This window comes from Blautia sp. HA8986, assembly GCF_056504635.1.
Genome location: NZ_JBWLUQ010000002.1, coordinates 1 through 18019, shown reverse-complemented (window position 1 = coordinate 18019; position 18019 = coordinate 1). Strand labels below are relative to the sequence as shown.

The 18019-nt window shown below is 46.3% G+C and carries 11 protein-coding genes, 9 tRNA genes and 3 rRNA genes; 1 reads left to right on the top strand and 22 read right to left on the bottom strand.

Annotated elements, in window-relative coordinates; genetic code table 11:
• Positions 1-145: 145 nt before the first annotated feature.
• From AC04Q4_RS12795 to AC04Q4_RS12775, 5 genes are all read right to left on the bottom strand, one after another.
• Positions 146-1573 carry a sucrose-6-phosphate hydrolase gene (locus tag AC04Q4_RS12795; protein WP_476389104.1) on the bottom strand — a complete coding sequence of 476 codons (1428 nt, stop codon included), beginning with the start codon at positions 1571-1573 and terminating at the stop codon, positions 146-148.
• Positions 1573-3507 (bottom strand): glucose PTS transporter subunit IIA, encoded by a 1935-nt coding sequence (locus tag AC04Q4_RS12790; protein WP_476389103.1) that lies wholly within the window; start codon positions 3505-3507, stop codon positions 1573-1575. Before AC04Q4_RS12790 ends, AC04Q4_RS12795 begins: the two co-directional genes overlap by 1 nt.
• A 475-nt stretch (positions 3508-3982) precedes the next feature.
• Positions 3983-4963, bottom strand: a complete 981-nt coding sequence (locus tag AC04Q4_RS12785) for a LacI family DNA-binding transcriptional regulator (RefSeq protein WP_173738126.1) — start codon at positions 4961-4963, stop codon at positions 3983-3985.
• Between the two features lie 183 nt (positions 4964-5146).
• Positions 5147-6100 (bottom strand): peptidoglycan DD-metalloendopeptidase family protein, encoded by a 954-nt coding sequence (locus AC04Q4_RS12780; protein ID WP_476389102.1) that lies wholly within the window; start codon positions 6098-6100, stop codon positions 5147-5149.
• Between the two features lie 103 nt (positions 6101-6203).
• Complete coding sequence (locus AC04Q4_RS12775; protein ID WP_173738128.1) at positions 6204-7019, bottom strand: SpoIID/LytB domain-containing protein; 816 nt, start codon at positions 7017-7019, stop codon at positions 6204-6206.
• A 170-nt stretch (positions 7020-7189) separates the two neighbouring features.
• Between AC04Q4_RS12775 and AC04Q4_RS12770 the strand changes: the two genes are divergently transcribed.
• Positions 7190-8392: a metallophosphoesterase gene (locus AC04Q4_RS12770; protein ID WP_476389101.1), complete on the top strand. Its 1203-nt coding sequence runs from the start codon at positions 7190-7192 to the stop codon at positions 8390-8392.
• Here AC04Q4_RS12770 and AC04Q4_RS12765 read toward each other — a convergent pair.
• The 17 genes from AC04Q4_RS12765 to AC04Q4_RS12685 all read right to left on the bottom strand — a co-directional run.
• Positions 8297-8788 carry a hypothetical protein gene (locus AC04Q4_RS12765; protein ID WP_476389100.1) on the bottom strand — a complete coding sequence of 164 codons (492 nt, stop codon included), beginning with the start codon at positions 8786-8788 and terminating at the stop codon, positions 8297-8299. The genes AC04Q4_RS12770 and AC04Q4_RS12765 overlap by 96 nt on opposite strands.
• A gap of 199 nt (positions 8789-8987) precedes the next feature.
• On the bottom strand, positions 8988-9524 hold the full coding sequence (locus AC04Q4_RS12760; protein ID WP_173757219.1) for a DUF2284 domain-containing protein: 537 nt from the start codon (positions 9522-9524) through the stop codon (positions 8988-8990).
• Between the two features lie 76 nt (positions 9525-9600).
• On the bottom strand, positions 9601-11367 hold the full coding sequence (locus tag AC04Q4_RS12755) for an ASKHA domain-containing protein (RefSeq protein ID WP_476389099.1): 1767 nt from the start codon (positions 11365-11367) through the stop codon (positions 9601-9603).
• Positions 11368-11835: 468 nt separating this feature from the next.
• Entirely contained in the window at positions 11836-12468 is a 633-nt protein-coding gene (locus AC04Q4_RS12750) for a corrinoid protein (RefSeq protein WP_119240974.1), read from the bottom strand.
• 149 nt (positions 12469-12617) lie between these two features.
• Positions 12618-13433: a dihydropteroate synthase gene (locus AC04Q4_RS12745; protein ID WP_476389098.1), complete on the bottom strand. Its 816-nt coding sequence runs from the start codon at positions 13431-13433 to the stop codon at positions 12618-12620.
• 231 nt (positions 13434-13664) lie between these two features.
• A tRNA-Lys gene (locus AC04Q4_RS12740) sits at positions 13665-13737 on the bottom strand.
• Between the two features lie 112 nt (positions 13738-13849).
• Positions 13850-13922 (bottom strand) — tRNA-Phe (locus AC04Q4_RS12735).
• Positions 13923-13927: 5 nt separating this feature from the next.
• Positions 13928-14001, bottom strand: a tRNA-Met gene (locus AC04Q4_RS12730).
• A 15-nt stretch (positions 14002-14016) separates the two neighbouring features.
• A tRNA-Thr gene (locus tag AC04Q4_RS12725) sits at positions 14017-14089 on the bottom strand.
• Positions 14090-14096: 7 nt separating this feature from the next.
• A tRNA-Tyr gene (locus tag AC04Q4_RS12720) sits at positions 14097-14178 on the bottom strand.
• A gap of 8 nt (positions 14179-14186) precedes the next feature.
• A tRNA-Val gene (locus AC04Q4_RS12715) sits at positions 14187-14259 on the bottom strand.
• 29 nt (positions 14260-14288) lie between these two features.
• A tRNA-Asp gene (locus AC04Q4_RS12710) sits at positions 14289-14362 on the bottom strand.
• A gap of 85 nt (positions 14363-14447) precedes the next feature.
• Positions 14448-17335: ribosomal RNA gene (locus tag AC04Q4_RS12705) — 23S ribosomal RNA — on the bottom strand.
• Positions 17336-17580: 245 nt separating this feature from the next.
• A tRNA-Ile gene (locus tag AC04Q4_RS12700) sits at positions 17581-17654 on the bottom strand.
• A 22-nt stretch (positions 17655-17676) separates the two neighbouring features.
• Positions 17677-17749, bottom strand: a tRNA-Ala gene (locus AC04Q4_RS12695).
• A 5-nt stretch (positions 17750-17754) separates the two neighbouring features.
• Positions 17755-17874: ribosomal RNA gene (rrf, locus tag AC04Q4_RS12690) — 5S ribosomal RNA — on the bottom strand.
• Positions 17875-17943: 69 nt separating this feature from the next.
• Positions 17944-18019 (bottom strand): 16S ribosomal RNA (locus AC04Q4_RS12685); the annotation flags it as partial.

Below are 18019 nucleotides of genomic sequence, written 5' to 3'. Positions count from 1 at the left end.
CTATACTCAAGCAGCCGGCACAATTCATGTATTTCACTTATAACAAAGATAAAGCAGGCTGGGATTCCGGCTGCGGATTTTCCCACCTGCTTTATTATACGTTCATTTTTTATTTCTGTGAATATGAATTGTGAAACAAAAGAACCTACTCCATCACACAATTCTTCAGTTTATAAATCTCTCCGTCAACTTCCGCAGCTTCCACCTTCACAGTCTGCTCATCCGTCTCCGGATAATATCTGGTAGAAAAAACAATTTCTCCGCCATTCACATAGATCTCTACTGCTGTGGTATCTGCAAGGATTCTGAGAGCTTCAACCTTACCGGATGGAATATGCGCCTTACGCACTTTTCGCCCTGCGCCAGCTTTTTCGGAGAGAGCTAATGAAATATTTCCGTCCTGATAATTCAGGAAAAGGTTTTCCCCAAGGCTTATCTTGCCCTGCTCACCTTTGACCTTAATATCCAGATCAAATGGTCCATTAACCGGAAGCTCCACATCAGAACCTCTGACAGAAATCCCATCCATTCTAAGTCCGTTCAGTTCTTCCACCGGATACTGATAAAGCATTGCATTCTTATAAGTAACTTCCCGCGGAACAGTAAGACAATGCTGCCAGCCTTCTGTCTCAGCAGTTGGATTCACATACTCTTCATCAGCATCCGGCATTCCCATCCAGCCGATGATGATCCTTCTGCCTTTTCCATCCTGGAATGTCTGTGGTGCATAGAAATCAAAGCCATAATCCCATTCCCGGAAATCTTTTTCCTCCGGCTTACCATCCTTCAGGATAAAATATCCGGACTGGTAAATATTCTGGAAACGGTACTCCTCTCTTGTCAGTCCCTGGGGAGAAACTGAAAGCACCTCCTGGTCACCCAGAATAAAGAAATCCGGGCATTCCCACATGTATCCGAATGTATTCTCTGTAGTAAGGTCACGATCAAATGTCCAGTTCTTCAGATCCTCAGATTTATAAAAAAGAACTGCACCTTTGTCGCCTTTCTGGCGGCCTCCCAGAATCATATGGTACTCTTCTCCGTCCTTCCACACCTTCGGGTCGCGGATATGGCAGGTGTAATTCTCCGGATAATCCGTCCAGGAAATAGCCTCTTCTTTTGTTCCAAAACGGATGCCGTCCTCACTCTCCACGTGGAGAGTGCTGGAACAACGTCCGTTGTTAATGTAATCATAATCTCCATCCATCTTCACATTCCCTGTATAAAAAAGATGAAGTTTATCCTCCTCTGCAAGTGCAGAGCCTGAGTAAACACCATGACAGTCATAAACACTGTCAGGCAGAAGCGGAACACCCTCATATCTCCAGTTGATCATGTCCTCACTGGAATAATGTCCCCAGAATTTCAGGCCGCCGTTGGCTTCAAAAGGAGAATACTGAAAAAACACGTGATATCTTCCCTTATACCAGCATAATCCATTTGGATCGTTCAGCCATCCGGTCGGCGGCATCAGATGATGTGTCAGGCGGCTCTTCTGCATCGCCATTCCTACTGCTGCCGTTTTCTCGATTTTTCTTACTTCCTCCGCAAGCACTTTTGTCAGAGAACTCATTATTTTACCTCCAGTACCTCAGAACCGTTGTTTACTGTTCCTTCTGTAAGCATTTTTACTTCTTCGTAATCATCTGTATTTGTTACGATCAGCGGTGTGGTCACATCGTAACCAGCCTTCCTGATCTCCTCCATGTCAAAAGTGATCAGTGTCTGGCCTTTTTTGACCTGGTCGCCGTCTTTTACATGTGCTGTGTAGAATTTACCGCCAAGCTCAACGGTATCAACTCCGATATGGATCAGCAGTTCCAGACCGCTGTCTGTTGCAAGGCCGATCGCATGTTTTGTGTCAAAAATTGTAGAAACTGTTGCGTCGCAAGGTGCTTTCACCTCACCTTTGGACGGAATCACTGCCATGCCCTTTCCAAGGACTTCTGATGCAAAGGTCGCATCTTTTACTTCTGAAAGCGGGATCGCAGTTCCCTCAAGCGGGCTGTAGAGAGTCTGCACACCGCTCTCAGCTGTTTTTTCCTCCGCAGATTTCATCTCAGCATTCTCTGCCGGAGCACCTGCCTTTTTCTCTGTTTCAATATTTTTCTCAGCTGTTTCCTGTACCTCGTCCTTATATCCGAACATCCATGTGAGTACAAAAGCCACACCAAATGCGATGGCAAACATGAGTATATAAGAAACCGGATTATTCAGGCACAGCAGGATTCCGAAGATACCGGTAACGCCTGTTCCTGTAGCACCAAGACTGGTGATGGAAGCAAAAAGGGCTCCGCATGCACCACCCAGGCAGCCCATGATAAACGGCTTTCCAAAGCGAAGATTTACACCGAAGATAGCCGGCTCTGTGATTCCCATACATGCGCTTAATGCAGACGGAACAGCCATGGATTTGACCTTCTGGTTCTTTGATTTCAGGCCTACGGCAAGAGCCGCACCACCCTGTGCAATATTGGCTGCAGATGCAAGCGGCAGCCAGTAGGTAACGCCGAATTTAGCGAGCTGTCCAAGGTCAATGATGGTGTACATATGATGAACACCTGCAACAACTGTCGGTGCATAAAAAGCACCCATGATAAAGCTTCCGATTCCGAATGGCAGAGCGATCAGCCACTGGATTCCATCCAGAAGTCCGTTCTCAACTGTTACGAAGATCGGTCCGATAATGGAAAGTGTAAGATAGCCGGTTACAAAAACGCTGACAAGCGGTGTTACAAAAAGATCGAACATTGCAGGTACGACTTTATGAAGTCTCTTCTCAATCTGTGCCAGTACCCAGACTGCAATGATAACCGGGATTACATGTCCCTGATATCCAACCATGTCAATGGAGTAAAGTCCGAACCATACTTTCTGTGTGGCCTGTACGCCTTCCGTGGCAACTGTCCAGGCGTTCTGCAGATTCGGATGAATCATGATCATACCGATAACCGCACCAAGGTAAGGGTTGGCGCCGAATACTTTTGCACCACTGTAAGCGATGAGGATCGGCAGGAATGTGTATGCTGTATTACTGAAAAGCTGTGCAAATACATAAATGGAACCGTTGGTATTAATGTTCAGGAAGCCATTGTTTACCATGAAGTTCAAAGCTTCCATGATTCCCATCAGGAATCCGCTGGCTACGATAGCCGGGATGATCGGGACAAAAATATCTCCAAGCGTCTTAATGAGTCTCTGTACTGGATTGGCCTTGGATGCTGCCACCTGCTTCAGCTCTTCCTTGCTGCTCTCGGAAACCCCGGCGATCTGGATGAACTCATCATAAACCTTGTTTACAACTCCTGTTCCAAGAATGATCTGCATCTGTCCCTGTGCGAAGAATACACCTTTTACTCCGTCGATATTCTCCACGTATTCCTTGTCTGCCTTGTCATTATCTGCAATGACCAGACGAAGTCTTGTTGCACAGTGGGCTGCAGAAATGATGTTTTCTTTCTTTCCTACATGATCATAGATTTCCTGTGCGGTCTTTCTGTAATCCATGTCCTTCCTCCTTTTCCGTCGCTGTCTGATTTTTAATCAGCAGACTCTTTTTACTTTTCCTTTTTTTGTGGATCATATGATGCATATCGTTATAATTCAGATATGATCGTTATCTCTGTCTTTTTTGTGATCCATTATTTATGTTTTTATGAGATTGATTCCATATGTTTTTAACTATTAAAAATATTGTTTTTGTCATATTTTTTTGTCATTTATCAATATTCTATTTAGTTTCTCACATATATTTCATTTTCTTTATTGTGTTTTAATGTGGAATCGTTCTCATATCTTGATTGTATTATAACCACAACGATCTCATTTGTAAATCCGAAACATCTCACAAATTTTCATACTGAAAATTGTACATATTCCATAAGAACCGATATCAGAACCAAAATCCCCGTCCCCAATGGCACAAAAAAGAAGCAGATCCCTTTCCAAAAAGAACCTGCTTCTGCCTGACTTAACTATTCTGTTATCTGTGAGATTCCCGTTCCACAAGTTCACATCCCATCTTGATCTCCTTGCTGATCCCGGTATCATTCTCAATAAGGTCGGCCAGCATAGCTGCTGCCTCCATCCCACTTGTTTTGTAATAAAAATGCATGGTAGTAAGTTTCGGCTCCACGATCTTGCCCGGAACTCCATCACCGATTCCCGCAATCTGCACATCCTCGGGAATGCGAAGTCCTATCTCCTTAAGGTAAGTCATGGCTCCCACTGCCATGGTATCTGTAGCGCACACAAGAGAATCAATGGACGGATCCTCCTCAAAAAGCTCCCTGGCCATCTCATATCCTGAATCCATGGTAAAACTTCCCACTTTCATCCTCTCAGGCACAATCTCAAGCTTTTTCTTACGAAGGGCATCTTCGAATCCTTTTCTTCTCTGTGCACCTACAGCCACATCTTTATCTGTAACTCCAATATAGGCAAACTTGCTGCCTTTCTCCGCAAGTTTCTCCGTCACCTGAAAAGCAGCTTTATAATCATCCTGATAAATGCAAGGATATCCGTCCAGATGCTGTCCCAGAAGTACAATAGGAACCTTATAATCCTTAAGCATCTGCTTATGCTTCCTTGTAAACATGGTGGCAATAAAAACAACTCCGTCCACCTGACGCTCTTTAAAAAGCGAAAGATATTTCAGTTCCTCTTCCACATTATTATTGGTATTGGCAAGAATCAGCTGGTATCCTCTCCGTGTAAGAATATCACTGATTCCTTCAACTTCACGGCTTATGGTATCGGAATTGATCTTTGGAAGGATGACACCGATCAGACTTGTTTTTTTCGTACGAAGTGTCTGTGCCTGGGAGGACGGCTGATAACCAGTCTCCTCGATCACTCTCCGGATGACTGCTTTCTTTTCACTGCTTACATACCCATTATTCAGATATCTGGATACAGTCGCTCTGGAAACGCCTGCAAGTCTGGCTATTTCATTAATATTCATATATATGTACCTCTTCCTCTGTCCTTTATGTCTGTCATATGCTATCGTTATGTGCAGATATTTATATTTATGATTATACACGTTTTCATCCCGGTAAAAAAGATTCTTCGTGAAATTTTATGTGGGTATAGTACAATTATGCGGGATGGATTCCATATCCCGCATAATTTTCATATAAAAATTTTACTCCAGATACTCAAACGGATCCACCGGATTTCCATCCTTCTTCACTGCAAAATAAAGGTTCGGGCCTTCCACGGAATAATATTTTGTCGGCTCGCTGACATTTCCGATCACTTCACCTTCTTTTACTGTATCACCTTCTGCAACAGTAAGATCTTTAAGCTGTCCATACACAGCCTGATACCCGTTTCCAAGTTCCATCGTCACAGTCGTTCCGGTGCAGGCATCCTGCTCAACAGAAAGCACCTGTCCGTCTGCAGCCGCATAAACCGGTGCGTCCTCCACAGCCTGAACTGCGATCGCCGGACTTACCCTGTACTGGTCGAGAGTTGGATAATAAACTGTTTCGTTCATATTATAATCGATCAGAACCGTTCCGCGGACCGGCCACTCCATAAGAGAATTCTCGGTAAAATTCAGATTCTGTGCAGCAATTCCCGCTGCAGAAGTTTCAGTACTGTCTGTTCCGGTGTTTCCGGTTGAATTATTACCTGCTGATGCAATTTCCGCAGAATCTGCTCCAGTACCATCTGCTAATTTACCTGCAGCTTTACTTACAGCAGAACCATTCACACCGGCAACCGCAGCACTGTTACTTTCATTTGCATTTGCAGCTGCCGCACCAGTTCCTTCAGCACTGCTACCTCCGTCAGCCATATCTCCTGTTCCACTGCTGCCAGCCATGCCGTCCGCATCAACCGCAGCATTCTTCACCGAATCCCCATCCGCAATTCCCGAACCATCTGCCTCCTCTGTGCTTCCACTTCCGGAAACTTCCGCATCTCCCTCATCGGAGATTTCTTCCTCCAGTCCTGTCTCCTCCATCTGCACAGAATCATCTTTTGACTCCGTAAGGGGCTTGGTTCCCAGCTGATACACTGTGATCCCAAGAGCTGCCACTGCTGCCAGAACTCCGCCGTTGATAATTCCTCTCACAACTTTACTTTTCATCATATTCTTTCCACCTCTGTCTGATATGTTCATTTCCGATAACTGTTCACCAGTACATCGTTTCTGTATCTATAGGGTGTCCAGAATATGACTCTCTATTCACTTTTTACAAATTTTCCAGTTTCATGGCCGGAAAATATTTTTTCAGGATCTCCTCCGCGCTGCTCCCGCCTTTCGCCATCTCATTTCCACCAAATTGCGAAAAACCTGCTCCATGACCGCTGCCCCGCACCCGCAGAACGTACACATCACCATTTTTCTGCAAACTGAAATTCGCAGACTTCAATCCCATACCCACAGCAAAACTCTCTCCCTCCAGGAGATTTTTTCCGCTGGAAAGCTCTGTCACATAGCCCGCACTGTCCCGTTCCCGGATCTTCACCTCCCCGGCCTGACTCACGGGAATTTCAACCACCTCCATATAATCCGGCGATTTTTTGTCCTTACTGCTGTCCACAGATTTCAGATATGTATATGCCTCATCCCGAAAAGCCTCTTTTCCGCTGCGTGTTTTTCCCCCGCTGACCTTATGCCACGGGAGCAACTTCAGCTCCCCCTGATACGTCAACACCTGACCACTCGTTTCTTCTGCTGCCTGCTGATAGACTTTGTCTTTTTTGGAAAAAATATTTCTAATATAATCTCTGCCGTCAGTTTTCTCCTGCAGTATCTGCGGAAGTATTTTCCCTTCCCCGAGTATTCTCCGGATATTCGACCTTGCAATCACGGTCTGCGCTTTTATGGTTTCTTTTTTCATATCCGATCCGATCTGGGAAGACACAATAATCGGAAGAAACATCTCCACTTCCGGCCTGCGCTCCGCCATGACCATATCAGCCCCATTAAACACCGCCCCCATAAAATACGGCAGGACGATCACCAGAAACACCACAAAATACCGGAAGTACACATATTTTTTCATAAAAACACCATAATCGGTCTTTTTCCTAATATATGTTCTTTTGCAAAAAATTATTATTTGCGCTATACTTGTGTAGCTATAGTTCAAGTATTCACAGACATTCTGTGATATTGCTCTGTAACAACCTGAACATCTGCATTTACGAAAATCACGGAGGTTTACCAAATTTAATGCTTGCTATTTTTCTCGCACCGTTTTACATTCTCATTAATATTTATATCGTCCGCTGGATGATCCTGTGGATGGGAGCCTGTACGCATCTGTTTCAGACACCGCTGTTTCGGGTGTGCTTTGCGGGTGTTTATATTTTTCTGGCATCCTCACTGCTCACCAGCTTTCTGATCCGGAAGCCGCCGGCATTTCACCGTTTTCTGAAAAATACGGCAAATTATTTTCAGGGCACTTTTCTTTATATCCTGATCGTCATTGTCACAACAGATCTGGCAAGACTGATCCTGAAACATACGCTGCATCCGGACTGGCTTTACACCCGGAAAACTTTCGTGCTCACCGGGGCAATTTGCACACTTCTTATTATCGGCATCAGTGTTTATGGAATTTTAAATCAGTGGAATCTTAAGACAAAAACTTATGATGTGAAAGTAGATAAGCAGGTGGAAGGAACGGATTCCCTTAAGATCGTCCTGCTTGCAGATATTCATTTTGGCTACAGCATCGGAGAAAAAAATGCTGAACTTCTTGTCAATGCAATTAATGCCCAAAAGCCGGATCTGGTGTGCATTGCCGGAGATATTTTTGACAATGAATATGAAGGGCTGAAAAACCCGGAAAAAACTGCCTCCACCCTTCGTTCTATCCGGTCCAGATACGGCGTTTATGCCTGCTGGGGCAACCATGACCTCAATGAACCGATCCTTGCGGGATTCACTTTCCGCTCTGCAAATAAGGACTACGATGATCCCAGAATGACACAGTTCCTGAAAGATGCCAACATCCGGCTTCTCAATGATGAAACTGTTCTTATTGATGACCGGTTTTATCTTACAGGACGGAAGGACCCTTCCCGCTGCCGCAAAATGGACGACACGCGTAAGAGTCCTTCCCAGCTTACCAAATCACTGGATCTGAGACGCCCTGTTATTTTTATGGATCACCAGCCCGGGGAGCTGGATGAGGTAGCTTCTTCAGGTGCAGACCTTGATCTCTGCGGTCATACCCACGACGGCCAGCTGTTCCCCCTGAACATCATTACCGGCCTCGTCTGGGAAAATTCCTGCGGCTACCTGAAAAAGGGAAACATGCACAACATCGTCACCTCAGGTGCCGGCATATGGGGTCCGAATATGCGAACTGCAACAAACAGCGAGATCTGCGCCATCACTGTGCATTTTTCCCCGCAGTTTGCATCTTGACAGCCCTCTACTCAAATACTTCCAACACACATTTCCATCTCTCGGATTATTGCCCACATCAACCTTATCCGTTACAGTTTTTCGTCCCCTGCGGGCATATCCCCATCTATTTCTGCACACTTCCGTTCCTGATGCAGTCACACCATTATGTCCTGTGCCTGCATCTGCCGCATTTCGCACACTTCCATAACCTGTCCCACATCTCCAATCTGCCCAGGCAGCTGCATACCATGCCTGTCCTCTTTCGATCATTTTTCTTCCGGCAGTTTGCACGCGGGAGATTTTTTCCATAAGAATTCCGAAGAACACTGCTGCTACCTGAAAGATCCGCAGCATTTCCATACGATCACGCTGTTCACTGCAATCATGAAATTCATGAAATTTTCCACATCCCATAAAAATACCGCCTTTCTGCCAAAGACTAAAACTTCAGGTTTCCGATTACTGTTCGCTCTTCCCACCGCAGCCATCTGCAATGGACAAAGCCGGGAATGCGCATTTCCCACAGCTATACAGCTACCAAAAGTCTATGTCAGCCTTTCGCAGAAATAGAACCGAAAAATTTCTCTAACCTGTTCATGCCTCTTCAATCTTTTTATTCCAGGAAAAAACAGCTGGTGTATGTAATCGTTCCAGGTCCGTAATAATATTCTATCCCACTGTCCTGACAGACCTGAGTCACCAGCATTCCGTATGCCTCCATTGAAGAAAAACGTTTCTCCGGAAAACGGCACGGTGCGTCTGGATAGCTGCATTTGGCGCATCTGGTACAGCATCCTGCTCCAAGAGAAAGAAGCTTTGGAAATTCTTTTTTCAGTCTGTCGTGCATCTCCACAAAATGTTCTTTATGAAGTGCCTCTGTTTCCATCATGCCTTCTCCGTCAAATTCATCTTCCAGCTCGCCTTTTGTCTGAACGATGATGCCTCTTGTATAACCTGAGATATCTTCTCCGCACTCTTCCAGAGTTCCGCATGCAGGTGGACAGCTCCAGTTTCGTCCATACATGTGGCATTTATCTGTGCTGCACATCTGGCGCACCTCCGGAAGCAGTTTGATCTTCCCGGTATCCATTTCCTCTATTTTAAAAAAGCCGATCTCTTTTCCCAGCTGCTGTAATTCTTTTAAGTCCATATCGTTCCCTCCACATAAATTCTACACTTAATAACCTATGCCAAAATCTGTTTCCAACTGAGTAAAACAGACTTTCTTATTCTTCCGGAAATTCCAGCTGATCTACAAATTCATCCTGGAATTCAGGCAGTGCTGCCAGCTCCAGAAATTCTGTATGGCGGGCAAGACGCTCCGCGCGTTCAAGTTCTTCATTATTTAAGAGAGCCAGCTTTGCACCTTCTCCTGCTGCATTTCCAACCGGAATGATCCTGTCTTTCAGGATTCCCGGAAGCATGCCGATCCTGCATGCTCCTGCCGGATCCATATAGTTTCCAAAAGCTCCTGCAATATAAACCTGCTCGATCTGCTCCAAAGTAATTCCCATCTGTTCTGCCAGAAGGGCGATTCCCGCAGCAATGGCCCCCTTAGCCAGCTGTACTTCACGTATATCTTTCTGACTTAAATATACAGGTTTTCCATTACTTGATTCAGACGGACCTGCCAGAAGATATGCTGTTTTCGTATTGTCATCGATCTGAACAACTCTCGGTCCTTCCATCAGTCTTCCTGTCTCATCGATCACTCCTGCTTCCAGAAGTCCTGCAATAATATCGATCAGTCCGGAGCCGCAGATTCCCGTTGGCTTGCCGTCTCCAATTACCTTGCATACGAGTCTTCCTTCTTCAAGATGTGCATGCTCAATGGCACCTTCTGCGCCTCGCATACCACAGGCTATCTTTGCTCCCTCAAAAGCCGGACCTGCCGCAGTAGAGCACGCAATGCGGCGTTTTGAATTTCCAAGAACGATCTCGCCATTTGTTCCAATATCGATCATCAGAGTCATCTTTTTCTCTTCTTCAAGATTTACAGCCAGAAGGCAGGCAACAGTATCAGCTCCTACGAATCCTGCAATGACAGGCAGCGCGATCAGCTGTCCGCCCGGATGGATTCCCAGACGGAATTTTTCTGCCGGGAATGTAAGGCCATGACTGATCGCCGGATTATATGGTGCATGAACAAGAGAATCCGGAACGATTCCCAGGAAAAGGTGATGCATACAGGTATTTCCCACAACACTGACCTGATAGATATCCTCCGGCTCTTTTCCCGTTTCTTTACAAAGTGTACGGATCAGTTTTTTCAAAAGCACTCTGATACACGCAGAAAGTTCCTCTGCACCATGCTCCAGAGAATAATTGGCACGCATGATAACATCCGCACCATATTCTGTCTGTACATTCAAAGCACTTGCTGTTGCCAGCTGTTCTCCTGTTCTTCCATCCAGAAGATACCCGGCTACGGTTGTTGTTCCAATATCAAACGCAGCCATCAGTACCGGTTTATCGTCCTGTTCTTTCAGCTCCAGAATTTCATCACCGCTTACAATTGCTCTGGCTATTCCTCCTTTTTCCTTCATAAGATGGCTGATTACCGGAAGTATTTCCAGCTTCGACTGGAACACCCGGTCTGCCTTGCTGCCTTTTTCCCGGAGTTTCTTATTTACAGCTTCACAAAGTCTTTTCCAGTCTGAGCTGTTTTCCCCAACTTTACATGACTGTATCTCAATGTCCAGGATCTCCAGCTCCGGCTGAAAAGCTACTGCTCTCTCTGTTCCTTTTACAAGAATCCTGTGTTCCGATGCCTGCTCAATTGTTTCTACCTCAAGATCTGCCGTAATCTTTATCTGGCAGGCTTTTTCCACAGAGCCGTTGATCTTTACGGTACATTTTCCACATTTTCCGGCACCCCCGCATGGTGCATCCGGGGATAACCCTGCTATCCTCTCAGCTTCCAGTACAGTTGTACCTTCCTGCACCGAAACTTCTTTTTTTTCTTTTGTAAAAAACACCTTATATGTATTCAAATCCGCCACCCCTGTACTTTATATTTCTACCCATATTTTCAGACAGGTATTCTACTGTTTTAGTTTTCTTTACTGCTCTGATTTTCTCACTATTACCAGTTTAACCATTTGTCTTCATTAAGTAAAGTCTTAACTTATACATCCGTCTTCCAATATATATCTACAACCTTTTCCCATAAAAACACGTCGCAAGATATTACTGATAAGCCCTGCGAGTTACTGTTCACTCCGTTCTCAGTAACACGCTTCGCGATGCACAGAATTTATGCTAATTGCATAAATTCGCGCAGTATGTCTCGGGTTTTCTGTGACCTTCGCTCACAAAAAACACCTCGCGGAACATTGCCAGTGAACAGTAACCCCTGCGAACATATCTTAATTATAAAAAATCCGCAGAAACTATCTTTATTTTCATAGTCTCTGCGGATCATTTTTATGACCGTTACTATTATTTCATCTATATTTACATTATGCTACAAGCTGTTTTGCAACCTGAGCTGCTGTTGCTGCGTCTGCTGTGTAAGCGTCCGCGCCAATCTCATCTGCGAATTCCTGAGTGATAGGAGCTCCGCCAACCATGATCTTGATATCTTTACGGAAGTCTTCTTTATTAAGAGCTTCAACCGTATCTTTCATAGCCGGCATAGTTGTTGTCAGAAGTGCAGATACACCTACAACTTTAACATCCGGATTCTCACGTACTGCTTCAACGAATTTCTCGATCGGAACATCTACACCAAGATCAATTACTTCGAATCCGGCACTCTCGATCATCATAGCTACCAGGTTTTTACCGATATCATGAAGATCGCCTGCTACTGTTCCAATGATCATTTTTCCAGCTACGCCTGCGCTTCCGCCTGCAAGGTGCGGTTTCAGAACATCTACACCTTTCTTCATAGCTCTTGCTGCTACCAGCATCTCAGGAACGAATATCTCATTATTTTTAAATCTTTCACCTACAACACCCATAGCCTTGATCATGTTATCAAGAACATCTGGTGCTGCATTCCCCTCATCAAGTGCTTCCTGAACTGCTGCGCCGATCAGTTTAGCTTTTCCTCTTACTACCAGATCAAAAACTTCATCCATTTTACTCATAATACTTTACCTCCTGAAATTGATTTTGCACTCATTAAATTTTTTCTTAGGGACTGCTATCTTTTTTCGTACATTGGTGCTTCCCATATATGTTATCTAAGATTATTCTGTCAGGCTCCGCAACCCGGCAGGTTTCTTAAATACATTCATTATTTCTTTACCGGACCGATCAGACCGTCTCTGTATGCTCCGATGTATTCCATACAGTAGTCATCTTCTCCAAGAAGAGCTTCTGTTGCATAAATAAGACCAAGCATGTCTCTGTTTGTCGGGTCAAGGATTCCACTGTCCAGACCGGCATTCATAGCCAGTACCATGAATCCAAGATTGATCAGCTTACGAACCGGCAGGTTGAAAGAAATATTGCTGATCGCTGCTGTAATATGAATGGACGGATACTGCTCACGAACAGAAGTGATAACTTCAATATTTGTCTCAATTCCATTCTCTGATGTACAAAGCATCTCTACCAGCGGATCAATATGGATCCTGGATGGGGAGATTCCATATTCCTTAGCTTTCTCCATTATCTTATCGAATACGCGAAGTCTGTCTGCTGCATTCTTCGGGATTCCGGTATCGTCACTGAGAAGAGCAATAACTTCCCATTTCTTATTCTCTTCCCGTGCCATAACAGGAAAAATCTTATCAATCTTGTCACCTTCACCGGATACAGAATTGAAAAGTCCCGGTCTCTTACAGAATTTATACGCCTGTACAAGTACATCCGCACTCGGGCTGTCCACAGAAATCGGAAGATCTGTTACTTCCTGAATACAGTCGATCATCCATTTCAGTGTTTCAACTTCCTCTTCTTCCGGAACAGATGCGCAACAATCGATAAATGTTGCTCCGGCCTCTGCCTGTTTTCTTGCACGGTCTTTGATAAATTCCGCATCTCTTTTTGCAATGGCCTCTGCCACAGAAGGAATGGAACCATTGATCTTTTCGCCAATAATAATCATTTGCTACACCTCCTGAAGTATTCTTTCCCACAAAACGTACAACTATGACTCCCCCGAAACACGCTGCCTTTTTCTTAACTGACTCTATTGTAGCAGATACTTTTTTAAATCTGTATACTCTATAGCGTGGAGTTTTAACGGGTGTTTTCATACAATGTGTAGGATGGTATTCCACGTGACTTTCCGGACATGAAAAAAGCACTGTCAGTTTGACAGTGCTCTTAAAATTAGTGAGGCATCGGGGATTCGAACCCCGGACAACTTGATTAAAAGTCAAGTGCTCTACCGACTGAGCTAATACCCCATATTAAATTAATTGATGCTCAGGCTTTTTCTAACCAGCCGTTTGTATGTTTTACATTAAAACATGCTCAGGCTTTTTCTAACCAGCTGTTCGTATACTTTACATTAAAACATGCCCAGAGCCGGAATCGAACCAGCGACACGAGGATTTTCAGTCCTCTGCTCTACCAACTGAGCTATCTGGGCATAAGTAGCGGGGACAGGATTTGAACCTATGACCTTCGGGTTATGAGCCCGACGAGCTTCCAGACTGCTCCACCCCGCGTTATTAAATGTTAAAAGCCGATGATCGGACTCGAACCGATAACCTGCTGATTACAAATCAGCTGCTCTGCCAATTGAGCCACATCGGCATTTAAGTGGATGGAGAAGGATTCGAACCTTCGAAGGCGGTGCCAACAGATTTACAGTCTGCCCCCTTTGGCCACTCGGGAATCCATCCATAATCTATGGGACCTATAGGGCTCGAACCTATGACCCTCTGCTTGTAAGGCAGATGCTCTCCCAGCTGAGCTAAGATCCCATATTCAATTCATTACAGCTTAGCTGTAACGACCCAGAAGAGACTCGAACTCTCGACCTCCGCCGTGACAGGGCGGCGCTCTAACCAACTGAGCCACTGGGCCATTTTAAGGTTTGTACCTTAAAAACTACATACATGCTTGTTGATCGTTAATCAAACTCTTTGAATCAATTCTTAACCTGCGTTTCTTGGTCAAGCCCTCACCCGATTAGTAACAGTCAGCTCCATGTGTTACCACACTTCCACCCCTGCCCTATCTACCTCGTCGTCTTCAAGGGGGTTTACTTCTTTAAGAATGGGATATCTCATCTTGAGGGGGGCTTCACGCTTAGATGCCTTCAGCGTTTATCCCTTCCGGACTTGGCTACCCGGCCATGGCTTTGGCAAGCCAACCGGTCCACCAGCGGTCCGTCCATCCCGGTCCTCTCGTACTAAGGACAGCTCCTCTCAGATATCCTACGCCCACGCCGGATAGGGACCGAACTGTCTCACGACGTTCTGAACCCAGCTCGCGTACCGCTTTAATGGGCGAACAGCCCAACCCTTGGGACCTACTACAGCCCCAGGATGCGATGAGCCGACATCGAGGTGCCAAACCACTCCGTCGATGTGAACTCTTGGGAGTGATAAGCCTGTTATCCCCAGGGTAGCTTTTATCCGTTGAGCGATGGCATTCCCACTTAATACCACCGGATCACTAAGCCCTACTTTCGTACCTGCTCCACCCGTCGGTGTCGCAGTCAAGCTCCCTTCTGCCTTTGCACTCTTCGAATGGTTTCCGTCCATTCTGAGGGAACCTTTGGGCGCCTCCGATACCCTTTCGGAGGCGACCGCCCCAGTCAAACTCCCCGCCTGGCATTGTCCCACCGCCGGATCACGGCGGCTGGTTAGAAGCCCAATATCACAAGGGTGGTATCCCAACAGCGGCTCCGCGGCAACTGACGTTACCGTTTCTCAGCCTCCCACCTATCCTGTACATGCAACACCGGACCCCAGTGCCAAACTGGAGTAAAGCTCCATGGGGTCTTTCCGTCCTGGCGCGGGTAGCCAGCATCTTCACTGGCACTTCAATTTCACCGGATGTATTGCCGAGACAGCGCTCAAATCATTACGCCTTTCGTGCGGGTCGGAACTTACCCGACAAGGAATTTCGCTACCTTAGGACCGTTATAGTTACGGCCGCCGTTTACTGGGGCTTAAATTCAAAGCTTCGACTTACGTCTAACCTCTCCTCTTAACCTTCCAGCACCGGGCAGGCGTCAGCCCATATACCTCACCTTTCGGTTTCGCATAGACCTGTGTTTTTGCTAAACAGTTGCTTGAGCCTATTCTCTGCGGCCTGCTCTCGCAGGCACCCCTTCTCCCTAAGTTACGGGGCCATTTTGCCGAGTTCCTTGGCAATACTTCTTCCGCCGGCCTTAGGATTCTCTCCTCATCCACCTGTGTCGGTTTACGGTACGGGTACAGTATAAACAATAGCGGCTTTTCTTGACGCATGGCTCACGGGCTTCGCTACTAAAATTCGCTCCACATCACGTCTTCCCATTGCATGGCGGATTTTCCTACCATACTGGTACCTCGCTTGTACCGGACTTTCCATTCCCGGCTCCCGCTCTCCTTACGTGTCCCCACAGTTCTGTTATACTGCAGTACAGGAATATCAACCTGTTGTCCATCGGCTACGGCTCTCGCCCTCACCTTAGGTCCCGACTCACCCAGGGCAGATCAGCTTTACCCTGGAAACCTTGGATATTCGGCCTAGAGGATTCCCACCTCTATCTCGCTACTCATTCCGGCATTCTCTCTTCTATACAGTCCACAGCTCCTTACGGTACTGCTTCTTCCCATATACAATGCTCCTCTACCAATCCTTTCGGATTCCTTAGTTTCGGTGGCGCGTTTCAGCCCCGGACATTTTCGGCGCAGGACCTCTCGACCAGTGAGCTATTACGCACTCTTTGAATGTATGGCTGCTTCTGAGCCAACATCCTGGTTGTCTTCGAAATCCCACATCCTTTTCCACTTAACGCGCACTTTGGGACCTTAACTGTAGGTCTGGGCTCTTTCCCTTTTGACCGCCCAACTTATCTCGTGCAGTCTGACTCCCGGTGATATCTACACGGCATTCGGAGTTTGATATTCTTCGGTAGGCTTTGACGCCCCCTAGGAAATTCAGTGCTCTACCTCCGCAAGACTCACACCGAGGCTAGCCCTAAAGCTATTTCGAGGAGAACCAGCTATCTCCGGGTTCGATTGGAATTTCTCCCCTATCCACACCTCATCCCCACCCTTTTCAACGGATGTGGGTTCGGTCCTCCACTACCTCTTACGGCAGCTTCAACCTGGACATGGATAGATCACCCGGTTTCGGGTCTACTCCTACTGACTCTGGCCCTCTTAAGACTTGGTTTCCCTACGGCTCCACACCTGAAGTGCTTAACCTTGCCAGTAAGCGTAACTCGCCGGACCGTTCTACAAAAAGTACGCGGTTGTGCATATAAAGCACTTCCACAGCTTGTAGACACAGGGTTTCAGGTTCTCTTTCACTCCCCTCCCGGGGTCCTTTTCACCTTTCCTTCACAGTACTATGCGCTATCGGTCACTAAGTAGTATTTAGCCTTAGGGGGTGGTCCCCCTTACTTCCCACAAGGTTCCTCGTGTCTCGTGGTACTCCGGATCCTGCTCAGTCAGCTTGGCTTTCACGTACGGGGCTTTCACCCTCTGTGGCCGGCTTTCCCAAAACCGTTCTGTTAACTTCGCTGAATCTTAAATGCAGTCCATGACCCCGGCATGCACGCACACCGGTTTAGGCTCCTCCGCGTTCGCTCGCCGCTACTTACGGAATCGATGTTTCTTTCTTTTCCTCCGGGTACTTAGATGTTTCAGTTCCCCGGGTTCCCTTCCATACGTTATGGATTGGCGTATGGATGCATGAGGTCTTCTCATGCGGGTTTCCCCATTCAGAAATCTCCGGATCACGGGATATTTGCTCCTCCCCGAAGCTTTTCGCAGCTTATCACGTCTTTCATCGGCTCTTAGTGCCAAGGCATCCGCCCTGTGCCCTTATTGCTTGACCTTTCGCTTCATCACCCTAGCGTAGGTGATGCGGTCTCTTGATTCTCTGTCTGTACCGATACTCTCGTATCTTCCGACATGTGTTTGATTACTCTGTTCATAACAGATAAATCGATGTCTTCCTATCTTTGCGTTTGCATTAATTTCTTAATACTTTGCGTTTAAGGATATTTGATTAACTTAATCAAATTTCATGTATGCAGTTTTCAAGGTACAATGCTGACTGATGTTTTATCACTAAGCCAATGGGCTTAAGTAGACTCGAACCACCGACCTCACGCTTATCAGGCGTGCGCTCTAACCAGCTGAGCTATAAGCCCATCTTGAAATCTTGCGATTTCATGGAGATGAAGAGATTCGAACTCTCGATCCCCTGCTTGCAAGGCAGGTGCTCTCCCAACTGAGCTACATCTCCATTTGATCTGGCAGCCCACCTGCTCTCCCACACCGTCTCCAGTGCAGTACCATCGGCCGCTTGGGTCTTAACCGTCGTGTTCGGGATGGGAACGGGTGTGTCCCCCAACCGCATCGGCTACCAGAAATATCATTATTCAGTTGCCTTGATAGCTAAACAGTAAAACACATTTCTTTTCTCTACTTTTTCCTTAGAAAGGAGGTGATCCAGCCGCACCTTCCGATACGGCTACCTTGTTACGACTTCACCCCAGTCATCGGTCCCGCCTTC